Source organism: Tropicibacter alexandrii (assembly GCF_003667315.2).
In the GTDB taxonomy this organism is placed as follows: domain Bacteria; phylum Pseudomonadota; class Alphaproteobacteria; order Rhodobacterales; family Rhodobacteraceae; genus Tropicibacter; species Tropicibacter alexandrii.
On sequence record NZ_RCTZ02000011.1, the window covers coordinates 1 to 21,599 of the forward strand.

At 64.9% G+C, this 21,599-nt stretch carries 19 protein-coding genes; 7 read left to right on the forward strand and 12 right to left on the reverse strand.

Annotation, left to right across the window (positions count from 1 at the left end):
- Nucleotides 1–93 precede the first annotated feature (93 nt).
- From D8Z78_RS14575 to D8Z78_RS14605, 7 genes are all read left to right on the forward strand, one after another.
- On the forward strand, nt 94–777 hold the full coding sequence (locus D8Z78_RS14575) for an adenylate kinase (RefSeq protein WP_121631659.1): 684 nt from the start codon (nt 94–96) through the stop codon (nt 775–777).
- Nucleotides 778–832: 55 nt separating this feature from the next.
- On the forward strand, nt 833–1,117 hold the full coding sequence (locus tag D8Z78_RS14580) for a DUF4212 domain-containing protein (protein WP_121631658.1): 285 nt from the start codon (nt 833–835) through the stop codon (nt 1,115–1,117).
- 5 nt (nt 1,118–1,122) lie between these two features.
- A complete protein-coding gene (locus D8Z78_RS14585; protein WP_121631657.1) occupies nt 1,123–2,910 on the forward strand; it encodes a sodium:solute symporter family protein in 1,788 nt (595 codons plus the stop codon).
- Between the two features lie 96 nt (nt 2,911–3,006).
- Nucleotides 3,007–3,564, forward strand: coding sequence for a dihydrofolate reductase family protein (locus D8Z78_RS14590; protein WP_121631656.1), 558 nt, complete (start codon nt 3,007–3,009; stop codon nt 3,562–3,564).
- Complete coding sequence (locus D8Z78_RS14595) at nt 3,554–5,377, forward strand: DUF294 nucleotidyltransferase-like domain-containing protein (RefSeq protein ID WP_121631655.1); 1,824 nt, start codon at nt 3,554–3,556, stop codon at nt 5,375–5,377. The genes D8Z78_RS14590 and D8Z78_RS14595 overlap by 11 nt, the downstream gene beginning before the upstream one ends.
- Nucleotides 5,378–5,560: 183 nt before the next feature.
- Nucleotides 5,561–6,055, forward strand: coding sequence for a hypothetical protein (locus tag D8Z78_RS14600; protein ID WP_121631654.1), 495 nt, complete (start codon nt 5,561–5,563; stop codon nt 6,053–6,055).
- A gap of 3 nt (nt 6,056–6,058) precedes the next feature.
- Nucleotides 6,059–7,465, forward strand: coding sequence for a 3'-5' exonuclease (locus tag D8Z78_RS14605; protein ID WP_121631653.1), 1,407 nt, complete (start codon nt 6,059–6,061; stop codon nt 7,463–7,465).
- Between the two features lie 75 nt (nt 7,466–7,540).
- Here the strand turns inward: D8Z78_RS14605 and D8Z78_RS14610 are convergent, their stop codons facing one another.
- From D8Z78_RS14610 to D8Z78_RS14660, 12 genes are all read right to left on the reverse strand, one after another.
- Nucleotides 7,541–9,598: an FAD-dependent oxidoreductase gene (locus tag D8Z78_RS14610; RefSeq protein ID WP_121631652.1), complete on the reverse strand. Its 2,058-nt coding sequence runs from the start codon at nt 9,596–9,598 to the stop codon at nt 7,541–7,543.
- Nucleotides 9,599–9,630: 32 nt separating this feature from the next.
- On the reverse strand, nt 9,631–10,548 hold the full coding sequence (locus D8Z78_RS14615; RefSeq protein ID WP_121631651.1) for a helix-turn-helix transcriptional regulator: 918 nt from the start codon (nt 10,546–10,548) through the stop codon (nt 9,631–9,633).
- Nucleotides 10,549–10,636: 88 nt separating this feature from the next.
- Nucleotides 10,637–11,062, reverse strand: coding sequence for an acyl-CoA thioesterase (locus D8Z78_RS14620; protein ID WP_121631650.1), 426 nt, complete (start codon nt 11,060–11,062; stop codon nt 10,637–10,639).
- Nucleotides 11,063–11,143: 81 nt separating this feature from the next.
- Nucleotides 11,144–12,325, reverse strand: coding sequence for a benzoyl-CoA 2,3-epoxidase subunit BoxA (gene boxA, locus D8Z78_RS14625; protein ID WP_121631649.1), 1,182 nt, complete (start codon nt 12,323–12,325; stop codon nt 11,144–11,146).
- Between the two features lie 61 nt (nt 12,326–12,386).
- The gene (locus D8Z78_RS24640) at nt 12,387–12,554 is read right to left on the reverse strand and encodes a hypothetical protein (protein ID WP_164932974.1); all 168 of its coding nucleotides are present in this window, start codon (nt 12,552–12,554) and stop codon (nt 12,387–12,389) included.
- A gap of 110 nt (nt 12,555–12,664) precedes the next feature.
- Complete coding sequence (gene boxB / locus D8Z78_RS14630; RefSeq protein WP_121631648.1) at nt 12,665–14,116, reverse strand: benzoyl-CoA 2,3-epoxidase subunit BoxB; 1,452 nt, start codon at nt 14,114–14,116, stop codon at nt 12,665–12,667.
- A 75-nt stretch (nt 14,117–14,191) separates the two neighbouring features.
- Entirely contained in the window at nt 14,192–15,853 is a 1,662-nt protein-coding gene (gene boxC, locus D8Z78_RS14635; RefSeq protein WP_121631647.1) for a 2,3-epoxybenzoyl-CoA dihydrolase, read from the reverse strand.
- Between the two features lie 138 nt (nt 15,854–15,991).
- On the reverse strand, nt 15,992–16,414 hold the full coding sequence (locus tag D8Z78_RS14640) for a DUF309 domain-containing protein (RefSeq protein ID WP_121631646.1): 423 nt from the start codon (nt 16,412–16,414) through the stop codon (nt 15,992–15,994).
- Nucleotides 16,411–17,223, reverse strand: a complete 813-nt coding sequence (locus tag D8Z78_RS14645; RefSeq protein WP_121631645.1) for an alpha/beta fold hydrolase — start codon at nt 17,221–17,223, stop codon at nt 16,411–16,413. The genes D8Z78_RS14640 and D8Z78_RS14645 overlap by 4 nt, the downstream gene beginning before the upstream one ends.
- The gene (locus tag D8Z78_RS14650; RefSeq protein ID WP_121631644.1) at nt 17,223–18,788 is read right to left on the reverse strand and encodes a benzoate-CoA ligase family protein; all 1,566 of its coding nucleotides are present in this window, start codon (nt 18,786–18,788) and stop codon (nt 17,223–17,225) included. Before D8Z78_RS14650 ends, D8Z78_RS14645 begins: the two co-directional genes overlap by 1 nt.
- Nucleotides 18,789–18,997: 209 nt before the next feature.
- On the reverse strand, nt 18,998–20,794 hold the full coding sequence (locus tag D8Z78_RS14655; protein ID WP_121631643.1) for a feruloyl-CoA synthase: 1,797 nt from the start codon (nt 20,792–20,794) through the stop codon (nt 18,998–19,000).
- 15 nt (nt 20,795–20,809) lie between these two features.
- Nucleotides 20,810–21,571 carry an SDR family NAD(P)-dependent oxidoreductase gene (locus D8Z78_RS14660; RefSeq protein WP_121631642.1) on the reverse strand — a complete coding sequence of 254 codons (762 nt, stop codon included), beginning with the start codon at nt 21,569–21,571 and terminating at the stop codon, nt 20,810–20,812.
- Between the last annotated feature and the right edge of the window lie 28 nt (nt 21,572–21,599).

Consider the following 21,599-nt stretch of genomic DNA (forward strand, 5'->3'; position numbering starts at 1 on the left):
GACTACGGCGCATTGGGCGACACATCCACACTCGCAGACCCCACCGTCGTCGATGACCTCATCGATAACAGAATGAACCGGGGGGCCTGAGCCATGGACGGAATGACCACCACCATCGCCCCGGTCCTGATCCTGCTTGGCCCGCCCGGAGCCGGCAAGGGCACGCAGGCGCGGATGCTCGAAGAGCAGTTCGGGCTGGTCCAGCTGTCCACCGGCGACCTGCTGCGCGCCGCGGTCGCCAATGGCACCGAGGCAGGCAAGCAGGCCAAGGCCGTGATGGAAGCGGGCGATCTGGTCAGCGACGAGATCGTCATCGCCATCCTGCGCGACCGTCTGGCCGAGCCGGATTGCGCCAAGGGCGTGATCCTCGACGGCTTCCCGCGCACCACGGTGCAGGCGCAGGCGCTCGATGCGCTGCTGGCGGAAAGCGGCCAGCGGATCAACGCGGCGATCAGCCTTGATGTCGACGACGCCGCGATGGTGACGCGCATCAGCGGTCGCACCACCTGCGGCGGCTGCGGCGAGGGCTATCACGACAGCTTCAAGCAGCCGAAGACGGCGGGCACCTGCGACAAGTGCGGCGGGACCGAGTTCAAGCGCCGCGCCGACGACAATGCCGAAACCGTCGCCAGCCGTCTGGAGGCCTATCACGCCCAGACAGCGCCGCTGATCGATTACTACGCCCGTGCCGGTGCGCTCAGCCGCATCGATGCCATGGGCGAGATCCAGACAATCGCGACCGATCTGGCCGCGATCGTGAAAACGACCACCGCGTAAGCGGTGCACCCTTCCCCGGCAACGGGGACAACGGAGGAAGAGGAGGTCCCGCAACATGGCGGATCAAACGACAAACCCTGCCGCACAGGCCGAAGCCGACAAGGGCTATTGGGCCGCGAATGTGCGCATCATCCTGGTATCGCTGGTCATCTGGGCCATCGTACCGTTCGGCTTCGGCATCCTGCTGCGCCCTGCCCTGTCCGGCATCACCATCGGTGGCTCGGATCTGGGCTTCTGGGTCGCGCAGCAAGGTTCGATCCTGGTCTTCCTGGCGCTGATCTTCTTCTACGCGTTCCGGATGAACAAGCTGGATAAAGAATACGGCGTGGACGAGGAATAAGCACAATGGATCAGTTTACCATCAACCTGCTGTTCGTCGGCGCGTCCTTCGCGCTGTATATCGGCATCGCGATCTGGGCCCGTGCCGGGTCCACGTCGGAATTCTACGCGGCCGGTCGCGGCGTTCACCCCGTCACCAACGGCATGGCGACCGCAGCCGACTGGATGTCGGCGGCGTCCTTCATCTCGATGGCCGGCCTGATTGCCTTCGTCGGCTATGACAACTCCACCTACCTGATGGGTTGGACCGGCGGCTACGTGCTGCTGGCGCTGCTGCTTGCGCCCTACCTGCGCAAGTTCGGCAAGTTCACCGTGTCCGAGTTCATCGGCGACCGTTTCTACAGCCCGACCGCCCGCATGGTGGCCGTGATCTGTCTGATCGTCGCCTCCGTCACCTACGTGATCGGCCAGATGACCGGCGTGGGCGTGGCCTTTGGCCGCTTCCTCGAAGTGTCCAACACCACCGGCCTGCTGATCGGCGCGGTCGTCGTGTTCGCCTACGCGGTGTTCGGCGGCATGAAGGGCGTGACCTACACGCAGGTCGCTCAGTACTGCGTGCTGATCCTCGCCTACACGATCCCGGCGATCTTCATCTCGCTGCAGCTGACCGGCAACCCGGTCCCGGCTCTGGGCCTGTTCGGCACCGAGGCGTCCTCGGGCGAGCCGCTGCTGATGAAGCTCGACCAGATCGTGCGTGAACTGGGCTTTGGCGAATACACCGCCCATAACGGCGACACGTTCAACATGGTGCTCTTCACCCTGTCGCTGATGATCGGCACCGCCGGTCTGCCGCACGTGATCATGCGCTTCTTCACCGTGCCCAAGGTGTCCGACGCCCGTTGGTCCGCTGGCTGGGCGCTGGTCTTCATCGCGCTGCTGTACCTGACGGCCCCGGCCGTGGGTGCCATGGCCCGCTTCAACATCACCGACCAGTTCTGGCCGAATGGTGTGTCGGGCGAGCCGGTTTCGGTCGAGACCATCGAGAGCGATCCGTCCTATGCCTGGATGGAAACCTGGCAGAAGACCTCGATGCTGGGCTGGGAAGACAAGAACGGTGACGGCAAGATTGCCTATTTCAACGACAAGAACGCCGACACCGTGGCCATGATGGAAGCGGCTGGCTGGGGCTCGGAAAACGAGTTGACCAACTTCAACCGTGACATCCTTGTTCTCGCCAACCCGGAAATCGCCAACCTGCCCGGTTGGGTGATCGGTCTGGTCGCTGCGGGCGGTCTTGCGGCTGCCCTGTCGACAGCGGCGGGTCTGCTGCTGGCGATCTCGTCGGCCGTGTCCCACGACCTGCTCAAGGGTCAACTGACCCCGGACATGTCCGAGAAGAACGAGCTGATGTCGGCCCGGATCGCAATGGCCGTGGCCATCGCGGTTGCGACCTACCTTGGCCTCAACCCTCCGGGCTTTGCCGCGCAGACCGTGGCGCTGGCCTTTGGTCTGGCCGCCGCGTCGATCTTCCCGGTTCTCATGATGGGCATCTTTACCAAGGTGAACAACAAGGGCGCCGTGGCAGGCATGCTGGCCGGTCTGATCGTCACGCTGGTCTACATCTTCCTGCACAAGGGCTGGTTCTTTGTTCCGGGCACCAACTCCTTCACGGATGCGGACCCGCTGCTGGGCACCATCAAGTCGACCTCGTTCGGCGCTGTCGGTGCGATGATCAACTTTGCCGTGGCCTTCACCGTGTCGAAGATGACCGCGCCGATCCCGCGCGAAATCGAAGAGCTTGTCGAAAGCGTCCGCATCCCGCGTGGTGCCGGTGCCGCAGTCGACGGTCACTAAGATCGGATGGGGCAGGAATACCCCCTGCCCCCTTTGCACAAGGCTCCCGTTCGGCGTATGCCGGACGGGAGTTTTCTTTAGGGAAAGGCCCGGAACATGGTGCGCGGACACGTCTTCATCGCCCAAAGTCTGGATGGCTTCATCGCCCGTTCGGATCACGAGCTGGACTGGCTGGAAAAGCAGCCCGTCGAAGGCGAGGAACACGGCTATGGCGAATTTGTCGAGGGCATGGACGGCATCGTCATGGGCTCGAACACCTTCAAACAGGTCAAGAATTTCGAGATCTGGCCCTATGAGAAACCCGTCGTGGTCCTGAGCCAGTCGCTGCCGCCCGAAGCGATCCCCGACCGGCTGGCCGACAAGGTCCGCCTGACCCGCGCCCGCCCCTTTCGCCTGATGCAGGCGTTGAAGGAAGAGGGCTGGAACAATGTGTACGTGGACGGTGGTTCGGTGATCCAAAGCTTCATGCGCGCCGACCTGATCCGCGAGATGACCGTCACCACCGTGCCGATCCTTCTGGGCCATGGCCGCCGCCTGTTCGGTGCGCTGGACCGCGACGTGGACCTGAAGCTGGAAGAGGTCCATGCCTTCCCGTCTGGCCTCGTCACCACCCGCTACACCGTGCTGCCCGGGGAGACTTCGGATGCCGACTGAGCGCGACGAATTGCGGCGCTTCCTGATGGCGGTGCACCCCTATGACGCGCTGGCCCCCGAAGTGCTGGACGACCTGCTGCCCGCCTTCCGCCCCCGCGCGATGGCGGCGGGCGAGCCGGTCTATGCCTATGGCGAGGAACTCGAAGGGCTGTACCTGATCCGCGCAGGCGCGGTCGAAGTGCGCGACGTGAACGGCGCGCAGATTTCCGCCCTGGGACCGCGCAATTCGTTCGGCGAACGCGGCCTGACCCGCGACGGGCTGGCCGTGACCTCGGCACGGACGGCGGCGGATACGCAATTGCTGGTCCTGCCCAAGGCGGATTTCCTGCGACTGGTGGAAACCCAACCGGCGGCGAAGAAATTCTTTGACCGCCAGCGCGCGCCGCGACCCAAGCGGCAGGATCTGGCCACCAGCCGTGTCGAGACCTTGATGGCCCGCACCCCCCTGACCTGCGCGCCCGGCGATACGGTGCAGCAGGCGGCGCAGATGATGGCAGAGACACACGTCTCGTCGATCTGCATCACCGAGGGTGACATGCTCAAGGGCATCGCCACGATCCGCGACCTGTCGGGCAAGGTCGTGGCCCGCGCCCTGCCCTATGACACGCCGGTGGCGGATGTGATGACGCCGGACCCGGTGTCACTGGCGCCCTCGGCCATCGGGTCCGACGTGCTGCACATGATGATGGAACGCCGCATCGGCCACGTGCCGGTCTGCGAAGCGGGCCGTTTGGTCGGCATGGTGACGCAGACCGACCTGACCCGCTTTCAGGCGATGACCTCGGCCGAGCTGGTGTCGGAAATCGCCCATGCCGCAGATGCCGAGGCGATGGCCAAGGTCACGGCCCGCATCCCCGACCTGCTGGTGCAACTGGTTGCCGGCGGCAACCGGCACGAGGTCGTCACCCGGCTGATCACCGACATCGCCGACACCGCAACCCGACGCTTGCTGACACTGGCAGAGCAGAAACTGGGCCCCGCGCCCGTGCCCTATCTCTGGCTCGCCTGCGGCAGTCAGGGACGGCAGGAACAGACCGGCGTTTCGGATCAGGACAATTGCCTGATCCTGTCGGACGACGCGACCGAGGCCGACATGGCCTATTTCGCGCAACTGGCAAAGTTCGTTTGTGACGGGCTGGATCGGTGCGGCTACGTCTACTGCCCCGGCGACATGATGGCGACCAATCCGCGTTGGTGTCAGCCGCTGCGCGTCTGGCGCGGCTATTTCGACGGCTGGATCGCCAAGCCCTCGCCCGAGGCGCAGATGCTGGCCTCGGTCATGTTCGACCTGCGGCCCATTGGTGGCGATGAGCGCCTGTTCGAAGACTTGCAAACCGCGACGCTGGCGCGGGCAGCGAGGAACTCGATCTTCGTGGCGCATATGGTCTCGAATGCGCTGAAGCACACGCCGCCGCTGGGCCTGCTGCGCGGCTTCGCCACGATCCGCTCGGGCGAGCACAAGAACACCGTGGACCTGAAGCATAACGGTGTTGTGCCGGTGGTCGATCTGGGGCGGGTCTATGCCCTGCAAGGGCAGTTGCCCGAGGCCAATACGCGGGCGCGGCTGGAGGCCGCGCGCACAGCGGGGGTGCTGTCAAAGACCGGTGGGCAGGATTTGCTGGACGCCTATGACCTGATCGCCGAGACGCGGCTCGAACATCAGGCCCGACAGATCAAGACCGGCGGGCGGCCCGACAACTATCTGGCGCCATCAGTGCTGTCCGACTTTGAGCGAAGTCATTTGCGCGACGCCTTCGTCGTGGTGAAATCGCTGCAATCGGCACTGGGACATGGAAAGGGGGCTCTGGGCTGACGGGCAAATTCCTTCGAAGGAATTTGCAAGGCTGTTCGAACAGCCTTGGTCGGCGCAGGCTGAAAGGGAGGAGCAACGTTTCCGGGCCGGGTTTCCGGTGTGACCGGGGGCCAATTTCCTTCGAAGGAAATTGCAAAATCTCTTCGAAGAGATTTGCGTGGAGCAGGTTGGGATGGGAGAGACATGTTTCTTGAATTGATCGCGGTGTTCGTCGCGGGGTTCGTCGGTGCAGGCGTCATGCTTGGGGCGGCAAAGCTGTCGGGCGGGCGATTGCCGCGTTGGCTCGTGCCCGTGGGCGCGGGTGCCGCGATGCTCATTGCCACCGTATCGCTGGAATATTCGTGGTTCGAGCGCACACGCGCGAGCCTGCCCAAGGGCACGGTCATCCTGCACAGCGAAGCCGGCGGTGCCCCATGGCGCCCCTGGAGCTACGTGATCCCGGTCACCAACCGCTTCTGGGCACTCAACACGTCGACACGGCTGACCAATGCGGCGGCGCCCGAGCGCGTCCTCGCGCAGGTCGTCCAGCAGGCCCGCTGGGCCAAGCCGGAAGGCCGCGTCGTCATGGTGGACTGCACAGCGCGCGTCTGGGCCGAGGCGGTGCCCGAAGGCACCGACCCGACATGGCGTCAGGACGGCCCCGGCTTGCCGATCGTCGCGACGCTGTGCGAGGGCTAGCCGATGGAAAAGCTCGGCCTGCGTTTGCGGATCTTCCTGTTCTTCAGCCTTTTGGGTCTGGGCGGCGTCGCGCTGGTGCTGGGCGCCCTGTGGTTCGGGCATGGGCGCGTCGCTGACAGCTCTGTCGCCGATGGCTTCATCCTTGCCGCGATCGTCGCCACATTCGGGCTGCTGGCTCTGACCATCGGTGTCTGGCTGCTCTTCGACGAGAACGTCGCCAAACCGATCGAGGCCCTGTCGGCGCAGCTGCGCGCCAAGGCACATGCGGGCAGCGGTGCGGAGGTCGATACCAGCGCCGCCCGCTACCTCGGCGATCTCGCCCCGGCCGCCTCCGCCGTCAGCAATGCCCTCAGCCAGACGGCGCTGTCCACCGCCGAGCGCATCGCCGCCGAAACCGAGCGTCTCGCCGGGGAAAAGGCGCGGCTGACCGCGCTCTTGACGGAAATTCCCGTGGCGATGGTTCTGGTCTCGGCCAAGGACCAGATCGTCCTCTACGACGGGCAGGCTGCCGAGGTGCTCTCGCAACAGGGTGTCGCCCGGCTGAATGCGGCGCTGACCGACTATTTCGACGCAAAGGACCTGACCTCCGCCAAGGCGCGCATGCACAAATCCGGCAAGGAAGTCAGCTTCATCGCGCGGGGCCATGACGGCCAGCAAAGTTATGACGCGCGCATGAAACCGATGGAGGGCGGCGGCTACATGCTGATCATAGACGCCGCCCATCTCGACATCGCGCCCGAGGCGGCGCGCCCGCTGGTCTATGACTTCGACCTGCTCAATCAACAGGTCGGCGAAACCCTCGAAGACACGCCGCTGCGGCACCTGACCTATGCGGTCTTCGACACCGAAACCACCGGCCTGCTGCCGCACAAGGACGAGATCGTCCAGATCGGCGCGGTGCGGATCGTCAATGGCCGCATCGTGCCCGGCGAACGCATCGATCAGCTGGTCGATCCCGGACGCCCGATCCCGGCCGCCTCGACCAAGGTCCATCACGTCACCGATGCCATGGTCGCAGGCCAGCCCGACATTGCCGAGGCCGGGCGCCTGTTCCACAAATTCGCGCGCGGCTCGGTGATCGTGGCGCATAACGCCCCGTTCGACATGGCCTTTCTGCACCGCCACAAGGCACGCATCGGGGTCGACTGGGATCACCCGATCCTCGACACGGTCCTTCTGTCGGCGGTTTTGTTCGGCGCATCCCAGATCCACACGCTGGATGCGCTCTGCGACCGGCTCGACGTGACGATCCCGCCCGAGTTGCGCCACACCGCGCTGGGGGACGCGGTGGCCACCGCCGAGGTGCTGGTCAAGATGCTGCCCATGCTCGAAGGCCGCGGCCTGACCACCTTTGGCGCGGTGCTGACCGAAACCCGCCGCCACGGCCGTCTGCTCGAAGACCTGAACTGACCCCGGGTTTCTTCTGGCGTCAAATACCGTGGGGGGAGGCGCGCAAGCGCCGGGAGGGCAAAGCCCCTGCCCCGGTCACCGCATCTCGGCCAGCGTCGCGCCCGTTTCCACCGCCTCGACCAAGAGCGCCGAAGGCTTCCAGACCAACGGATCCTCGGCCTCGAGCCGCCGCAATTCGGCCAGCACCTTCTCGGCGCCCCATGTATCGGCGTAATGCATCAGGCCACCGCGCCAGCGCGGGAAGCCATAGCCAAAGACCGTCACGAGATCGATGTCGCGGGCGCTGCGCGCGATCCCCTCTGCGAGGATGTCGCAGGCCTCGTTGATCATCGCGGCCAGCAACCGCGTGCGGATTTCGTCCGCGTCGTACTCGGTCCGGGTGCGCCCGGCGAAATGCGCCTCTTCCAGAGCAAGATCGGCGACGATCGGGTCCTCGACCTTGCCGCCGCCCCCCGGGTAGCGATACCAGCCCGCGCCGGTCTTGCGTCCCAGCTTGCCCAGCTCGACCATGCGGTCGGCGATGGGGATGTAGCGCCGGTTCGGGTCGCGGGTGGCATCCTGCCTGCGACGATTGGCATGGGCGATGTCCAGCCCCGACAGGTCCTGCGCCTCGTACGGGCCCATGGCATAGCCGAAATCGACCATCGCCTCGTCGACCTCCCACGGGGTCGACCCATCCATAAAGACCGTATCCGCCGCCTCGCGATACCGCGCGAGGATGCGGTTGCCGATGAACCCGTCGCATACCCCGGCCAGCACCGGGATCTTGCGCAGCCGCTTCGCGAGGGTAAAGCCCGTTGCCAGCGCCGCGTCCGACGTCGCCTCACACTGCACGATTTCCAACAGCTTCATGATATGCGCGGGCGCAAAGAAGTGCAGGCCCACCACGCGGGACGGGTCGTCCACCGTCTGCGCGATCGCGTCGAGGTCCAGATACGAGGTGTTGGAGGCGAGGATCGCCTCCGGCCCCAGCGCGGCTTGCAGCTTGGCAAAGACCTGTTGCTTGACCTCCATGCTTTCAAAGGCGGCCTCGATCGCCAGCCCCGCCCCGGCGGCCTGCGCGTAATCGGGTGAAAAGGTGATCCGGGCGCGGTGATCTTCCGCGCGGTCAGTATCGATCAGCCCGCGCTTCAGGCTGGCACCGATGATCTTTTCCACGTTGTCGCGCGCCCGGGTGGCGCCCGCCGCATCGCTTTCCAGAAGCGTCACGGTCAGCCCCGCGTTCAGCAACGCGTAGGCGATGCTTGCCCCCATCGTGCCGCCGCCGACCACGGCCACCCGGTCCAGCGGAACGGGGTCCGCGGTCAGGCCGTCAGGGGCCTTCGCAGCCCGTTCGGCAAAGAATACATGGCGCAAGGCGCGCGCCTGATCGCCCTTGCGCAAAGTCAGAAAGGTCTCGCGCTCCTCCGCCAACCCGTCGGCAAAGGACCGGCTGGCGGTCGCTTCGATCAGGTCTATGGCCCGCTGCGGCGCGATCTGGTGCGGCAGCTTCTTCTCTGCCAGCGCGCGGGCGGCCATGACGGCCTCGGGTGCCGCCTCCGGGGCGGGCAGATCGCAGATGCGCGGCGCCAAGGTCACCGATCCTTCGTCGAGGTGCAGCGCCACCATGACCGGATCATCGGCGATGCCGTCGATCAGGCCGATCTTCTCCGCCTCTTCCGAGGGAATGGCTTTGGCGGTCGGGATCAACTCCAGCGCGCGGGCCTGCCCAAGCAGGCGCGGCAGGCGCTGCGTCCCGCCCGAGCCCGGCACGATCCCAAGGCCGATTTCCGGCAGCCCCAACTGGGTGTTCGGCGTGGCGATGCGGTAGCGGCAGGCCAGTGCGAGTTCCAGCCCGCCCCCCAGCGCAATGCCGTTGATCGCAGCGATCCACGGCGTGTCACATGTCTCGATCCGGTTGATGACTTCGTTCAGATGCGGCTCCAGCGCGGGCCCGTCGAATTCGCGCGCATCCCCCCCGGCGGCAAAGGCCCGGCCCCGCCCGGTCAGGATCACGCGGGTCACGCCCTCGATCGGTAGGCTGTCCAGAACGTCGTTCAGCCCGGCGCGCATCGGCTGGCCGATGGCGTTCACCGGCGGGTTGTCCAGTTCGACGATCAATGCTGCGCCGTCACGGCGGGTCTGTACAGTCATTCCCTGTCCCTTGATGTATGATTACGGGCGTTTCAGGTCAGAAAGCCCTGATTTTCGATCAGTTCGAGCATGTTTTCGAGACTGTCCTGCACGGTCTCACCCGATGTGTCGTATTGCGCATGCGCCCGCGCGTACAGCGCCTCGCGCGCCCGCAGGATGGCCTTGAGCTGGGCCATCGCTTCGGGGTTGCCTTCCATCGGGCGAGTGTCGCCTTGGGCGCGGACACGGTCCATGTGTTCGCCCGCGCTGGCCTGCACCCAGATCGTGTGGAAATGCCCCAGCAGCCGGTTGAAGGTCGTAGGTTCCGCGACGATCCCTCCCGCCACGGCAAGGATCATCCGATCATGGGTTGCAATCACCCGGTCGAGCGCGTCGGCTTCGAGCTTGCGATAGCCCTCTTGACCGTACAGTGCCATGATCTCGTCCACCGGCATCCCCCCGGCCAGTTCGATTTCACGGTTCAGTTCGACAAAGGGCAAGTCCAGACGGTCGCCGATCATCCGCCCGAGGGTCGATTTGCCCGCGCCGCGCAGGCCGATCAGGCAGATGCGCCCTGCCCGGCTGGCGCGGTCGGGTCCGGCGGTCAGCAGGTCCAGCGCCTGCTTTTGTCGGGCGCTGTCTGCGATCCGAAAGGCCTGCGCGAGGCGGATCAGGTCCGATGACCACGGGTCTTCTTCGCCGACCAGCCATTCGATGCGGAAATCGAGCGCCATGGCCACGCGCATCAAAAGCCCGATCGAAATGTTGCCTTCACCGGATTCCAGCTGCGCCAGATACCGGGGCGAGACGCCGGACATCTCCGACAGGACCCGCCGCGGGATATTGCGCCGCTCGCGCGCATGACGGACGCGCTCCCCCACCCGCGCCATCAGCGCCGCCACCTCCGTGTCGATCAGCGAAGCGCCATCGGCCTTGGTGGCCTTGCCGCTGAAAGAGGTGATTTCTGCCATGGTCGGGCATGCCCTGCGTGATGTGAATTATAATGCACAAGAATAGCGGAACAGGCGGGCGGCGCAACCGACGAGACGCGATATCGTGCTAGGTCCCTTCGGCGCGCAGGTATTTTTGCACATGGGAGCGGATGTCCTCGGGCGGGATCGTCTTTTTGAACGCCTTGGGATCGACGAAGACATTGGTGAAGCGCCCCTCGAAGCACAGCACCCCGTCCTGCCGCCCGTTCACCGCGAAGGAAATCGAGGTCTGGCCCAGCCGGGTCGGGTAGACTTCGCAGATCAGGCGGTGGCGCGGGGTGATGGGGTGGAGAAAGTCCAGCGCCATGGACACGAAGGGCGTACCGATATTGCGGTCCAGTTCCATCTGGAACCAGCCATCGCCGAGCGTATCCTGCCACCACGCGTTGATGGCATCGAGCGCGAACCACGGGATACGCGCGGTGTAGACGATCTGCGCCGGGTCGCAATCGCCCCAGGTGACGCGGATTTCATGGGTGTAGGTATCGGTCATATGGCAGCGCCTGTTTGCAACGGCGGGCCGGGGCTCTGCCCCGGACCCCGAGGTATTTGTGGACCAAAGAAGACCTTTGCGTCAGTAGGTTTCGACGTGGTAGCGGCCCTCGTCGCGCATGGTGTCGCGCAGGGCGGTCCATTGCAAACCGATGCTTTCGGCGATGTTGGTGAAGGCCAGTTCGACGCCTTCCTCCATGCCGCGCAACCCGCAGATGTAGATATGGGTCTTGGGATCCGCGAGCAGATCGGCGACCTTGTCTTCCTCGTCGCGCATGGCGTCCTGAACGTAGTGTTGCGCCCCCTCGCGCGAGTAGACGAGATTCTGGTCGAGCAGGTCCTTGGGCACCTTTTTCAGCGGGCCGAAATAAGGCAGTTGCTTTTCGCCACGCGCGCCGAAGAACATGGTCATGCCGCCGGATTTGCCGCCGACACTGCGCTGACGCCGCATGGTGAAGGCGCGCATCGGCGCAGAGCCGGTGCCAGTGCAGATCATCAGCAGGCGCGCGTCGGGGTCGTCGGGGATCAGGAAGGTCGCGCCGAAGGGGCCGGTGATCTGCACCTCGTCACCCGGTTTCAGGTCGCAGACATAGTTGGAGCACAGCCCCTGCGCCTCGCGTTTCACGGTCAGCGACAGGTTGTTGTAATTCGGGCGCTCGCCGTCGCGGGGGGATGAGATCGAGTAGAGCCGTGGCAGATGCGGCTGGCCGTTTGCGTCGGTGCCGGGGGGGATGATGCCGATGGATTGCCCTTCGAGGACGGGCATGGGCAGGCCGCCGAAATCGAGGATGATGTGGCGCACGTCATGTTCGGGGTCATCGGTCAGGCGGTAATTTCCCTGCACCTTGGCCGTGGCAGGTTTGCCCAGCGTATAGAGGTTGATCGAGGGTTTCGCGGCGCTGGCAGGCGCCTTGGCCTTGCCGCCTGCCCCGGCATGGGCCTCGGCCAGCAGGTGCGCCATGGCTTCGTCCAACGCCTCGAGCCCGGTTTCGGCCTCGGAGCTGCCGAGGTCCTGCTGCTCGGGCAGTTCGTCCCATGCGAATTGTTCGTCGAGGCTGTAGGGCTCGGACACCACGCGCCATTCGTCGATCGACCCGGTGGGGCAGACCGGGATGCAATCCATGCAGAAATTGCACTTGTCCGCGTCCACCACGACATTGTCGTCATTGTGGGTGATCGCCTCGATCGGGCAGGTCATCTCGCAGGTGTAGCAGCGGATGCAGATTTCCGGGTCGATCAGATGTTGCTTGATCGGCTTGGTCATGGGGTCCCTCCCGGGGCCTTTGGACCGGCCCGGTTCTGTCTGGTTGGCCTTGCGGCAAATCTCAGGCGTCGCGGCCGAGGATGATGTCGGGGACGGACATGGCCTCGATCAGGGTGGCGCAGATGCCCTGACAGCCCTTGCAGCCGATGCACGGCCCCTGGATCGTTGTCAGTTCCCGGCCTATGGCCTGAGTGCGCGGCGCGTGGCCGATCTTGCGGTCGGATTGCATCTGGTCTCTCCCTGTTCGCGACGGAGGTCCGATCTGTCTGCGCGAGGCGCCATGAAGGCGCCTTGCGCTGGATCAATTTGGGCGAATTTCCTTGGAAATTCGCTTCCGCGTCACGCCATGTGCAGTTTGACGTATTCGAAATCGCCGGGCTTGTTGTCGATGCCGACTTTCGGCGCGGCAATCCACGAGGCGTATTTGCCGGGCTCGAAGCAGGGCTTCATCAGCGAGGTGATGAAGTCGCCATCCGCATGGGTCGGCAGCCATTGGGTGATGCCCTTGTCATAGTCTTCACCCGACACGAGGTTCCCATCGGGGTCGAAGTTCTTGCCCGCAAACACACCGATCTTGCGGTTGAAGGCCTGATGCGGCAGCTTCAGTTCGAATTCGATCCCGGCCTTTTCGATGATCTTGTTCCAGCGGCCAACGCCCCCGGCAGCGTCACGCACATAGTCGTCGCGCAGGCGCATGTTGATGGCGGTCAACGCAGGCACTTCGCGTTCGATCAGCACGCCGTTTTCGATGTCGAGCACCTTGTAGGTGTCGTTCTGAAGGCGGTGATCGTCCTGAATGCGGGTCTCCATGTAGCGACCCTTGATCCCTGCGTTGAAGGCATTGGCGGCGTTGGTGGACACCTCCTGCCCGAACAGGTCGAGCGACAGGGTGTAGTGCAGGTTCAGCTTCTTCTGGATGGTCGGCAGGTCGATGACACCCATGTTGCGGATCTTGTCCGTGTCATAGGGGTCGGTGATGCCGGCCTTGTTCATGGCGTCGACGGTGGCCTGAATGGTGCGGCCCACGCCGGTTTCGCCGACGAACATGTGATGCGCTTCCTCGGTCAGCATGAAGCGGCAGGTGCGCGACAGCGGATCGAAGCCGGATTGCGCAAGGCTTTCGAGCTGCATCTTGCCGTCGCGGTCGGTGAAATAGGTGAACATGAAGAAGGACAGCCAGTCCGGCGTTTCCTCGTTGAAGGCGCCCAGCATGCGCGGGGCTTCTTCGGAGCCGGACGAGCGGCGCAGCAGGTCATCGGCCTCTTCGCGGCCATCCTTGCCGAAGTATTTGAACAGCAGGTAGACCATCGCCCAGAGGTGACGGCCCTCCTCGACATTGACCTGAAAGAGGTTGCGCATGTCATAGAGGCTGGGCGCGGTCAGGCCGAGGAAGCGCTGCTGCTCGACCGAGCCCGGCTCGGTGTCGCCCTGGATGACGATCAGGCGCTTGAGCATGTTGCGGTATTCGCCGGGGACCTCTTGCCAAGCCAATTCGCCCGCATGCTCGCCGCAGGGGATGCGCCGGTCCTCGACCTGAGGGGCCAGAAGGACGCCCCAGCGGTATTCCGGCATTTTCACGTAGTCGAATTTTGCCCAGCCCTTGGGGTCGACGCTGACGGCGGTGCGCAGGTAGACCATGCTTTCCTGAAAGTTCTGGGGGATCAGGTCGTTCCACCAGTTGATATAGCCCGGGTGCCAGCGTTCGAGCGCCTTGAGCACCTTCTTGTCCGAGGACAGGCCCACATTGTTGGGGATCTGCGTGTCATAGCTGACATTGATCAGGTCGAGCATTGTCTTTCCTCCTTGCCGGGCAACGGCCTTCGAAGGCCGTTGACAAGCCGCTTCGAAGCGGCTTGCGCCCCTTGGTTACACACGTTCCATGTTGTATTCGCCGCGCACACCGCTGCCATAGCGCTGCAGTGCGCCCGTCTCACCCACCGCGTTGGGACGGTTGAAAATCCAGTTCTGCCAGGCCGTCAGACGCCCGAAAATCCGCGTTTCCATCGTCTCGGGACCGGCAAAGCGCAGGTTCGCCTCCATCGCGGTCATCGCATCGGGGCTGAAGCTTGCGCGCTCTTCCAGAAAAATCCGGATCTCGTCCTCCCAATCGATGTCGTCGAGGATCATGGTCACAAGCCCCGCCTCATCGGCCTCGGCCGCCTCCAGCGCCTCGCCCTTCACCGCCGCGCATGCCGCCAGCGCCGCATCGTCATCCAGGAACCGCGTCTGCAGCCGCGTCAGCCCGTTGCCCATAGGCATCGGCCCGAAATTCGCACCGGTCAGAGTGATGGTGGCAATCGGGCGATTGTCGCCCTCGAACTCGTCCTCCATCATATAGCTGCGGTCCACGGCGAACAGCAGCTCCGCCAGCACACCCGTAAAGCACGACCCATGCTCGACCAGCGCCACCATCGAGCGCGAGGTCACATCGACCCGCTTCAACACGCGCTTCCAGTATTGCAGCACTTCATTCGCCAGCCAGTGTTCGGCATTATCCAGCAGAAGTTGCTCATGCGCCGCGAACGCCTCCGGGTCGCCTTGGGTCTTGAAGACCATCAGCCCCAGCTCTTTCTCGTTCAGGCGCAGATGCAGGATCGCATCGTCGAGTTCGCGCGCCAGCCGCAGCATGTAGGCCTGCGCGCCTTGCGCGGTGAAGGCCTCCATATCGTCGGGCGCGGCCTCTTCGGGGCCTTTCAGCGTGATCGTTACCGTGCGCCCGGCGCGGTCGGCCTGCACCTCGACGGTCGAATAGGTGACCGAGCCGTCCTCGTGGAAGGTGCGGTCGAGCGGGGTCAGCGTGATCCCCTCGGCCACGTCCGGCTTGGTCGACGCCGCCGCGAATTCCTGCGCGCGCTCCACCACGGTCGCGTCGAATTTCGAGTTCGGGATGACCTCGTCGACCAGCTTCCACTCCTTGGCGCGCTTGCCGCGCACGCCCTCTTCGGTCGAGCAGAACACATCGGCGCGGTCGCGGCGCACCTTGCGTTTATCAGTCACGCGGGTCAGCCCGCCAGTGCCGGGCAACACCGCCAGCAAAGGCACCTCGGGCAGCGACACCGAGGACGAGGAATCGTCCGTCAGCATGATGTGGTTGCAGGCCAGCGCCAGTTCATAGCCACCGCCCGCGCAGGCCCCCTTGACCGCCGCGATGTATTTCTGGCCGCTGTCCGCTTCGGCAGCCTCGAAGGTGTTGCGCGTCTCGTTGGTGAATTTGCAGAAGTTGACCTTGTGGCTGTGGGCCGCACCGCCCAGCATGCGGATATTCGCGCCTGCGCAGAAGATCCGGTCCTTGCCGGATTGCATCACCACGACCTTCACCTCGGGGTGTTCAAAGCGCATGCGCTGCACCACGTCGGCCAGCTCGATATCGACCCCCAGATCGTAGGAGTTCATCTTCAGCTGGTAGCCGTCGAACAGCCCGCCATTCTCGTCCACGTCCATGGTCAGCCAAGCGACGGGACCGTCAAACGAGACCTTCCAGTGCCTGTAGGCGGTCGGGTCGACCTGAAAATCGATGCGCTTGGTCATGGTGAGTCTCCTACGTGCTTTTATGCATTATAGTGCGCATCGCCTGTTCATGTAAGCAAAATATGCACTATACTTCCATCTATCAACTGGAATTTGCAGCTTTCTTTCCAGTTATTTCAATTGCTTGCGGGTTATGCATTATACTGCATAACGCGATTCCCCGAGAACCTGATCCCGCATCGCCCGTGCCTGCGCCGCGTCCAGCCCGATCGCCGCCCCGCGCCGCATCGCATCGGTCAGAAAGGCGTCGGCCAGCTTGTCCAACCGCACCGCCGCCCGGTCCCGGCCCATCCGGCGTTTCAGCCCGGCATTGGCCAGCGCAATGACCCCGCGCAGCAACTGCGCCTCGGCGCTGTTCGGGGGGGCCGCCATCCAGACCGGCTCCCACAACTCATGCGCCTCCCAGTAGTAGCGCGCGTCGAACAGGGCCAAGCCAAGCCGCCATGCCGGGGCGTCCGCCAGCGCGCTCTGCCCCACCTCCTTCAGCCCGTCGAACAGCGCCTCGGGATGGCGCGGCGTCAGGCCGGGGATGTAGGCGTGGGGCGGACGCCAGCCGGTCATGCCGCGTCCGGTTCCGCCTTTTCGATACGGTCGAGCCGGGTCAGGAACTCGGCCACCGCCGCCAAGACCGCATCGGGCTGATCGAAGTGTGGGGCGTGGCGGCAATCGTCCAGGATCAGCGTCTCGACCGGCGCATAGGACCGCGTCTCGATCTCTTCGATCTGGGCGAGCGTGCCGTATTGATCCTCGCGCCCCTGAATGGCCAGGGTTGGAATGCGCAGGTAGTCGATGACCTCGCCCACATGCCACGCCTTGAAATCCGGGTGCAGCCACGCGTCGTTCCAGCCGCGAAAGGCAGTGTCCGGGTCGCGGTGATACTTGGCCATGCGGGCCTTCAGATCCGTCTCGTAGACCGCCTTCGCCTCGGCAATGGACGCCAAGCCCATCTCTTCGGTGAAGAAATGCGGCGCCATCAGGATCAGCCCGCGCACCCGGAAATCCTCGACCGACCCGGCATAGATCGCGGCGATGGTCGCGCCGTCGGAATGGCCCATCAGCACACCGGAGCGAAAGCCGATGGCGTCCAGCACCTGCGGCAGAACATCCACCGCCTCGCGGGTCATGTAATCCAGCGGGCGCGGCAGGTCGGTCAGGTCCGACTGGCCATAGCCCGCGCGGGAATAGACGAAGACGCCCTTGCCGGTCGCCTGCGCCAGCGCCTCGGGAAAGTCGCGCCACAAAGCCGCGCAGCCCAGCCCCTCGTGCAGCAGCACGATGGTCGCGGCCTTATCAGGCGCGGGGCCAAAACTGCGCCACTCCAAGGTCTTGCCGCCCGCCCTCAATGTGCCCTGACCAGCGCTCCAATCCATCACGCATCCTCCCGCGCTGGTTCGCAGGCCAGATCGCGCAACTTGAAGCGTTGGATCTTGCCCGTCGCGGTCTTGGGCAGGTCGTCCACCACGTCGATCCAGCGCGGGTATTTCCACGCGCCGACCTTTTCCTTGACCAGCGGTTTCAGCACGGGCAGCACGTCCGCCGCCTGCGCGCCGTCCTTCAGCACGATGAAGGCCTGCGGCTTTTCCAAGCCCTCCTCGTCGCGGCGCGGCACCACGGCGGCCTCCAGCACAGCCGGATGTGCGATCAGCGCCTGCTCGACCTCGAAGGGCGAGACCCAGATGCCCGAGACTTTGAACATGTCGTCGGTGCGCCCGCAATAGATGAAACGCCCATCCTCGGTGATCTCGTACTTGTCCCCGGTGCGGGTCCATTCGCCCTCGAACGTGGCGCGGCTCTTGGTGCGCTTGTTCCAATAGCCCTCGGCGGCAGAGGCCCCGCGCACCAGCAATTCGCCGACGCCACCGGGGGTGATCTCCTGCCCGTCCTCGTCGACGCAGCGCAGCTCATAGCCCGGCACGGCCCGGCCCGAGGTGCCGTAGATCACGTCGCCCGGGCTGTTCGACAGAAAGATGTGCAGCATCTCGGTGCTGCCCACCCCATCGAGGATTTCCGCCCCAATCAGCTTTTCCCATTTCGCGCCCACCTCTTGCGGCAGCGCCTCCCCGGCGGAGATGCACAGGCGCAGGCCATGCTCGGGCGCGCCATGGGTTTCCATGTGATGGACCGTCGCGGCATAGAGCGTCGGCACCCCGCAAAAGATCGTGGGCCGCTCGGCGGCGATGATCTGGCAGGCCACGTCCGGCGTGGGACGCCCGTTGAACAGCACCGTCGTCGCGCCGACGGACATCGGGAAGGTCATCGCGTTGCCAAGCCCGTAGGCGAAGAAGATCTTCGCCACGGAATAGACCACGTCCTCCTCGCGGATGCCCAAGACCTGCGCGCCATAGGTGTCCGAGGTCGCGCGCAACGCGCCGTGGACATGGCGCACGCCCTTTGGCTCCCCTGTCGAGCCAGAGGAATAGAGCCAGAAGGCGCATTCATCCTCCGAGACCTGCGCGGGATTGCAAGGTTCGGCGCCCTTCATGAAGTCATCATAGCTGATCGTGCCCTCGGGGGCCTCGCCGCCAACGACAATCACCAACCGGACGAAATCGTTGCCTTCGAGCGCGGGTTTGACCACGTCCCACAGCTCCGCCGAGACGATCACCGCCGAGGCGCGGCTGTCCTTCAGGATGAAGTCGTAGATCGCCGATGACAGCAGCGTGTTCAGCGCGATTGGCACCACATGGGCCTTGAGCGCGCCCCAGAAGATTTCCGGGTATTCGATCTGATCCAGCAGGATGCAGGCGATGCGCTGTTCGGGGTGCAGGCCCGCGCGTTTCAAGGCCCCTGCCGCTTGATCGCTGCGCGCAGCAAGCTGGCCATAGGTCAGTGTGCGCTTCGCGCCCGCCGCCTCGCGAAAGGCGGGCTTGTCGGCGCGGCCCTCGGCCACGTGACGGTCCACGAAATAGAGGGCCGCGTTCTGGTTGTCGCTCATGAGTTCCTCCCTGACGGGACCGCCGGGCAGGTCAGTATCGCGTCACGGGCTCCTCTTCCCATGACGCGGGCCGCAGCGGTCCGCTTGTGCTATATAATGCACATGGTCCGAGTCGGCTCAAGGAGTATCTGGCGCACCTATTGCACTTTAATGCACAAGACCCGTCCGGGGCGCGCCGGGCGGGCCTTGTAATTTACATAGCGGTGGGCTCAGGCGTGTTCGCCCCGGATCACCGCCGGATCGGCATCGTCCCAAAGCCGGTCATACAGTGCCGCACGGCGGGACAGCACCTTGCGGAAGTTCAGGTTGCCCTTGGCGGTGATTTCGCCATCCCCGATGCTGGGCATCTCGGTCAGGACCATGGCGCGGGCAATGCGCGCGGCAGAGCCATGCCCGTGGCGCGCCGCCAGCTTTTCGCCAATGGCCTGCCGCAGCGCGTCGCCGACCAGCGCGCCATCCTGATCCTCGCCCATCGCAGCACTGGCCGCCGAGGGGAAGACCAGCAGGCCGATTTCGGCTTTGTCGGCACCACAAATGACCACGTCCTGCGCCAGCCCGCCCAGTTCGGCCAGAACCTCCAGCCGAAGGTTTGCGGCGCGGACCCATGTGCCCGACATCAGCTTGAAATCCTCGGAGATGCGCCCGTCGAACCGCAAGCCTTTGGTCAGGTCACCGGGATCGACGAATTTCATCGCATCGCCGGTGATGAAGAAGCCCTCTTCGTCGAATGCCTCCGCCGTCTTGTCCGGGTCGTTCAGGTAGCCCGGCATGATATTTGGCCCCCGCACCCGGATTTCGCAGCGCATGTCCGCATCCGGGATCATCTTGATGTCGACCCCGGTCATCGGCACGCCGACGATGCCGGACATCGTCGTCGGCTCGTGCTGGATCAGGCAGGCGGGGGCGGTTTCCGTCAGCCCCCAGCTGGAGTTCATCAGGGGCACGTCCCCGCGCACGTCGCGGGCCATGTCTTCGAGATCGCGCCAGACATCCTGCGGCAGGCTGGCCCCCGCATAGAACAGCATGTCGAGATTGCGGAAATAGCTTTCGCGCAGGGCGCGGTCCTCCTTCATCGCGTCGCGCAGCATGGCAAAGCCGACCGGGACGTTGAAGGCCAGCGTGGCGCTGTGGTCGCGGTTGTTCTCGATCGTCTTGCCGACCAGATGCGGCACCGGTTTGCCCGCATCGATGTAGAACGATCCGCCATTGGCCAGCATCATGTTGAAATTGTGCGAGCCGCCGAAGACGTGGTTCCACGGCAGCCAGTCGACGATCTTGGGCGGGCGCGTCCCGAGGAAGGGCAGCGCGTCGAGGATCTGCGCCTGATTGGCACACATCATGCGTTGCGTGGTGATGACCGCCTTGGGATGCGAGGTCGAGCCGGAGGTCATCAGGTATTTGGCGATGGTATCGGGGGTGACCTGCGCGGCGGCGGCGTCCACATCGGCCCCGTCACCCTTGAGCAGCTCGTCGAAGGTGGTCATGCCGGGCGCCGCGTTTGTGGACACCACCTTTTCCACGCCGTCGAACAGGTCGAGCGACAGGGCCTCGGCAAATTGCGCGCCATCCACCGCATAGACCATGGCGGGCTTGATGACCTCGGCACAATGGATCAACTGCGGGCGCGCGCCGGGGATCAGGGCGTATTGCTCGGCCAAGGGCACGGTCGGCACGCCGATATATTGCGCGGCGAGCGTCAGCAGGCCGTGATCCACTCCATTGCCGGACACGACCATGATCGGGGTCTGCGGCCCCATGCCCCGTGCCAGCAAGCTGGCCGCAATGGCGCGCACCTGTTGACGGGTCTCGGCATAGCTGACCTCGCGCCACCCCTCGCCCGAGCGTTCGGCGATGAAGACACGGTCAGGCGCCTTGTCCGCCCAAGCATCCACCCAGTCGCCGGTCTTGCTGGCGACGGGGCTCATGTCATAGGCCGAGCGCAGAACGATGCTGCCATCGGCACGATCCTCGCGCAGGACGGCGTGCGGTCGGTACTTGCTGTCCATCGGGGACTCCTCGCGTCAGCGCTGTGGCAGGCGGGTCGCCGCGTCCAGCCGGATCGTCTCGCCGTTCAGATAGGGATTGGCGATGATCTGGCTGACCAGCAGCCCGTATTCCTCGGGGTTTCCCAGACGATGCGGGAAGGGGATGTTGGCCACGATGCCCTGCACGGTTTCCTCGGGAAGGCTTTCCATCATCGGCGTGTTGAACAGGCCCGGCGCGATGGTCATGATCCGCACGCCCAGCTTGGCCATCTCGCGCGCGACCGGCAGGGTCATCGCGGCGATGGCCCCTTTGGAGGCCGCATAGGCCGCCTGCCCCACCTGCCCGTCCTGAAAGGCGACCGAGGCGGTGTTGATGACAACGCCACGCTCGCCCGTGTCGAGCGGGTCCAGCGCCGCCATCTCGCGCATGGCGTAGGACATGACGTTGTAGGTGCCGTACAGGTTGACCTTGATCGTCTTGTCGAAGACGTCGGTCGACAGCTTGCCCTCACGCCCGACGACGCGGGCCGCAAGGCCCACGCCCGCACAGTTCACGGCGATGCGCGGGGCCCCAAGCGTGTCCTTGACCGAGGCGATGGCGGCGGCGACGCTGTCCTCGGAGGATACGTCGGTCTTGACCGCGTGCCCGCCGATCTCGGCAGCCATGGCCGACCCGCGATCCGCGTCGAAATCCAGAATGCCGACCTTGGCGCCAAGGCTGGCGAGCTTGCGCGCTGTCGCTGCACCCAGACCGCTTGCCCCTCCGGTGACGATGGCCACCTGTCCAGAAATATCCATCTCACGTCCCTCTTGTTTCTTGTGGCGT

What these genes read in the sequence shown, in the direction of transcription:
- D8Z78_RS14575 (WP_121631659.1), top strand. Translation starts at nt 94, where the DNA reads ATGGACGGAATGACCACCACCATCGCCCCGGTCCTGATCCTGCTTGGC.
- D8Z78_RS14580 (WP_121631658.1), top strand. Translation starts at nt 833, where the DNA reads ATGGCGGATCAAACGACAAACCCTGCCGCACAGGCCGAAGCCGACAAG.
- D8Z78_RS14585 (WP_121631657.1), top strand. Translation starts at nt 1,123, where the DNA reads ATGGATCAGTTTACCATCAACCTGCTGTTCGTCGGCGCGTCCTTCGCG.
- D8Z78_RS14590 (WP_121631656.1), top strand. Translation starts at nt 3,007, where the DNA reads ATGGTGCGCGGACACGTCTTCATCGCCCAAAGTCTGGATGGCTTCATC.
- D8Z78_RS14595 (WP_121631655.1), top strand. Translation starts at nt 3,554, where the DNA reads ATGCCGACTGAGCGCGACGAATTGCGGCGCTTCCTGATGGCGGTGCAC.
- D8Z78_RS14600 (WP_121631654.1), top strand. Translation starts at nt 5,561, where the DNA reads ATGTTTCTTGAATTGATCGCGGTGTTCGTCGCGGGGTTCGTCGGTGCA.
- D8Z78_RS14605 (WP_121631653.1), top strand. Translation starts at nt 6,059, where the DNA reads ATGGAAAAGCTCGGCCTGCGTTTGCGGATCTTCCTGTTCTTCAGCCTT.
- D8Z78_RS14610 (WP_121631652.1), bottom strand. Translation starts at nt 9,598, where the DNA reads ATGACTGTACAGACCCGCCGTGACGGCGCAGCATTGATCGTCGAACTG.
- D8Z78_RS14615 (WP_121631651.1), bottom strand. Translation starts at nt 10,548, where the DNA reads ATGGCAGAAATCACCTCTTTCAGCGGCAAGGCCACCAAGGCCGATGGC.
- D8Z78_RS14620 (WP_121631650.1), bottom strand. Translation starts at nt 11,062, where the DNA reads ATGACCGATACCTACACCCATGAAATCCGCGTCACCTGGGGCGATTGC.
- boxA (WP_121631649.1), bottom strand. Translation starts at nt 12,325, where the DNA reads ATGACCAAGCCGATCAAGCAACATCTGATCGACCCGGAAATCTGCATC.
- D8Z78_RS24640 (WP_164932974.1), bottom strand. Translation starts at nt 12,554, where the DNA reads ATGCAATCCGACCGCAAGATCGGCCACGCGCCGCGCACTCAGGCCATA.
- boxB (WP_121631648.1), bottom strand. Translation starts at nt 14,116, where the DNA reads ATGCTCGACCTGATCAATGTCAGCTATGACACGCAGATCCCCAACAAT.
- boxC (WP_121631647.1), bottom strand. Translation starts at nt 15,853, where the DNA reads ATGACCAAGCGCATCGATTTTCAGGTCGACCCGACCGCCTACAGGCAC.
- D8Z78_RS14640 (WP_121631646.1), bottom strand. Translation starts at nt 16,414, where the DNA reads ATGACCGGCTGGCGTCCGCCCCACGCCTACATCCCCGGCCTGACGCCG.
- D8Z78_RS14645 (WP_121631645.1), bottom strand. Translation starts at nt 17,223, where the DNA reads ATGGATTGGAGCGCTGGTCAGGGCACATTGAGGGCGGGCGGCAAGACC.
- D8Z78_RS14650 (WP_121631644.1), bottom strand. Translation starts at nt 18,788, where the DNA reads ATGAGCGACAACCAGAACGCGGCCCTCTATTTCGTGGACCGTCACGTG.
- D8Z78_RS14655 (WP_121631643.1), bottom strand. Translation starts at nt 20,794, where the DNA reads ATGGACAGCAAGTACCGACCGCACGCCGTCCTGCGCGAGGATCGTGCC.
- D8Z78_RS14660 (WP_121631642.1), bottom strand. Translation starts at nt 21,571, where the DNA reads ATGGATATTTCTGGACAGGTGGCCATCGTCACCGGAGGGGCAAGCGGT.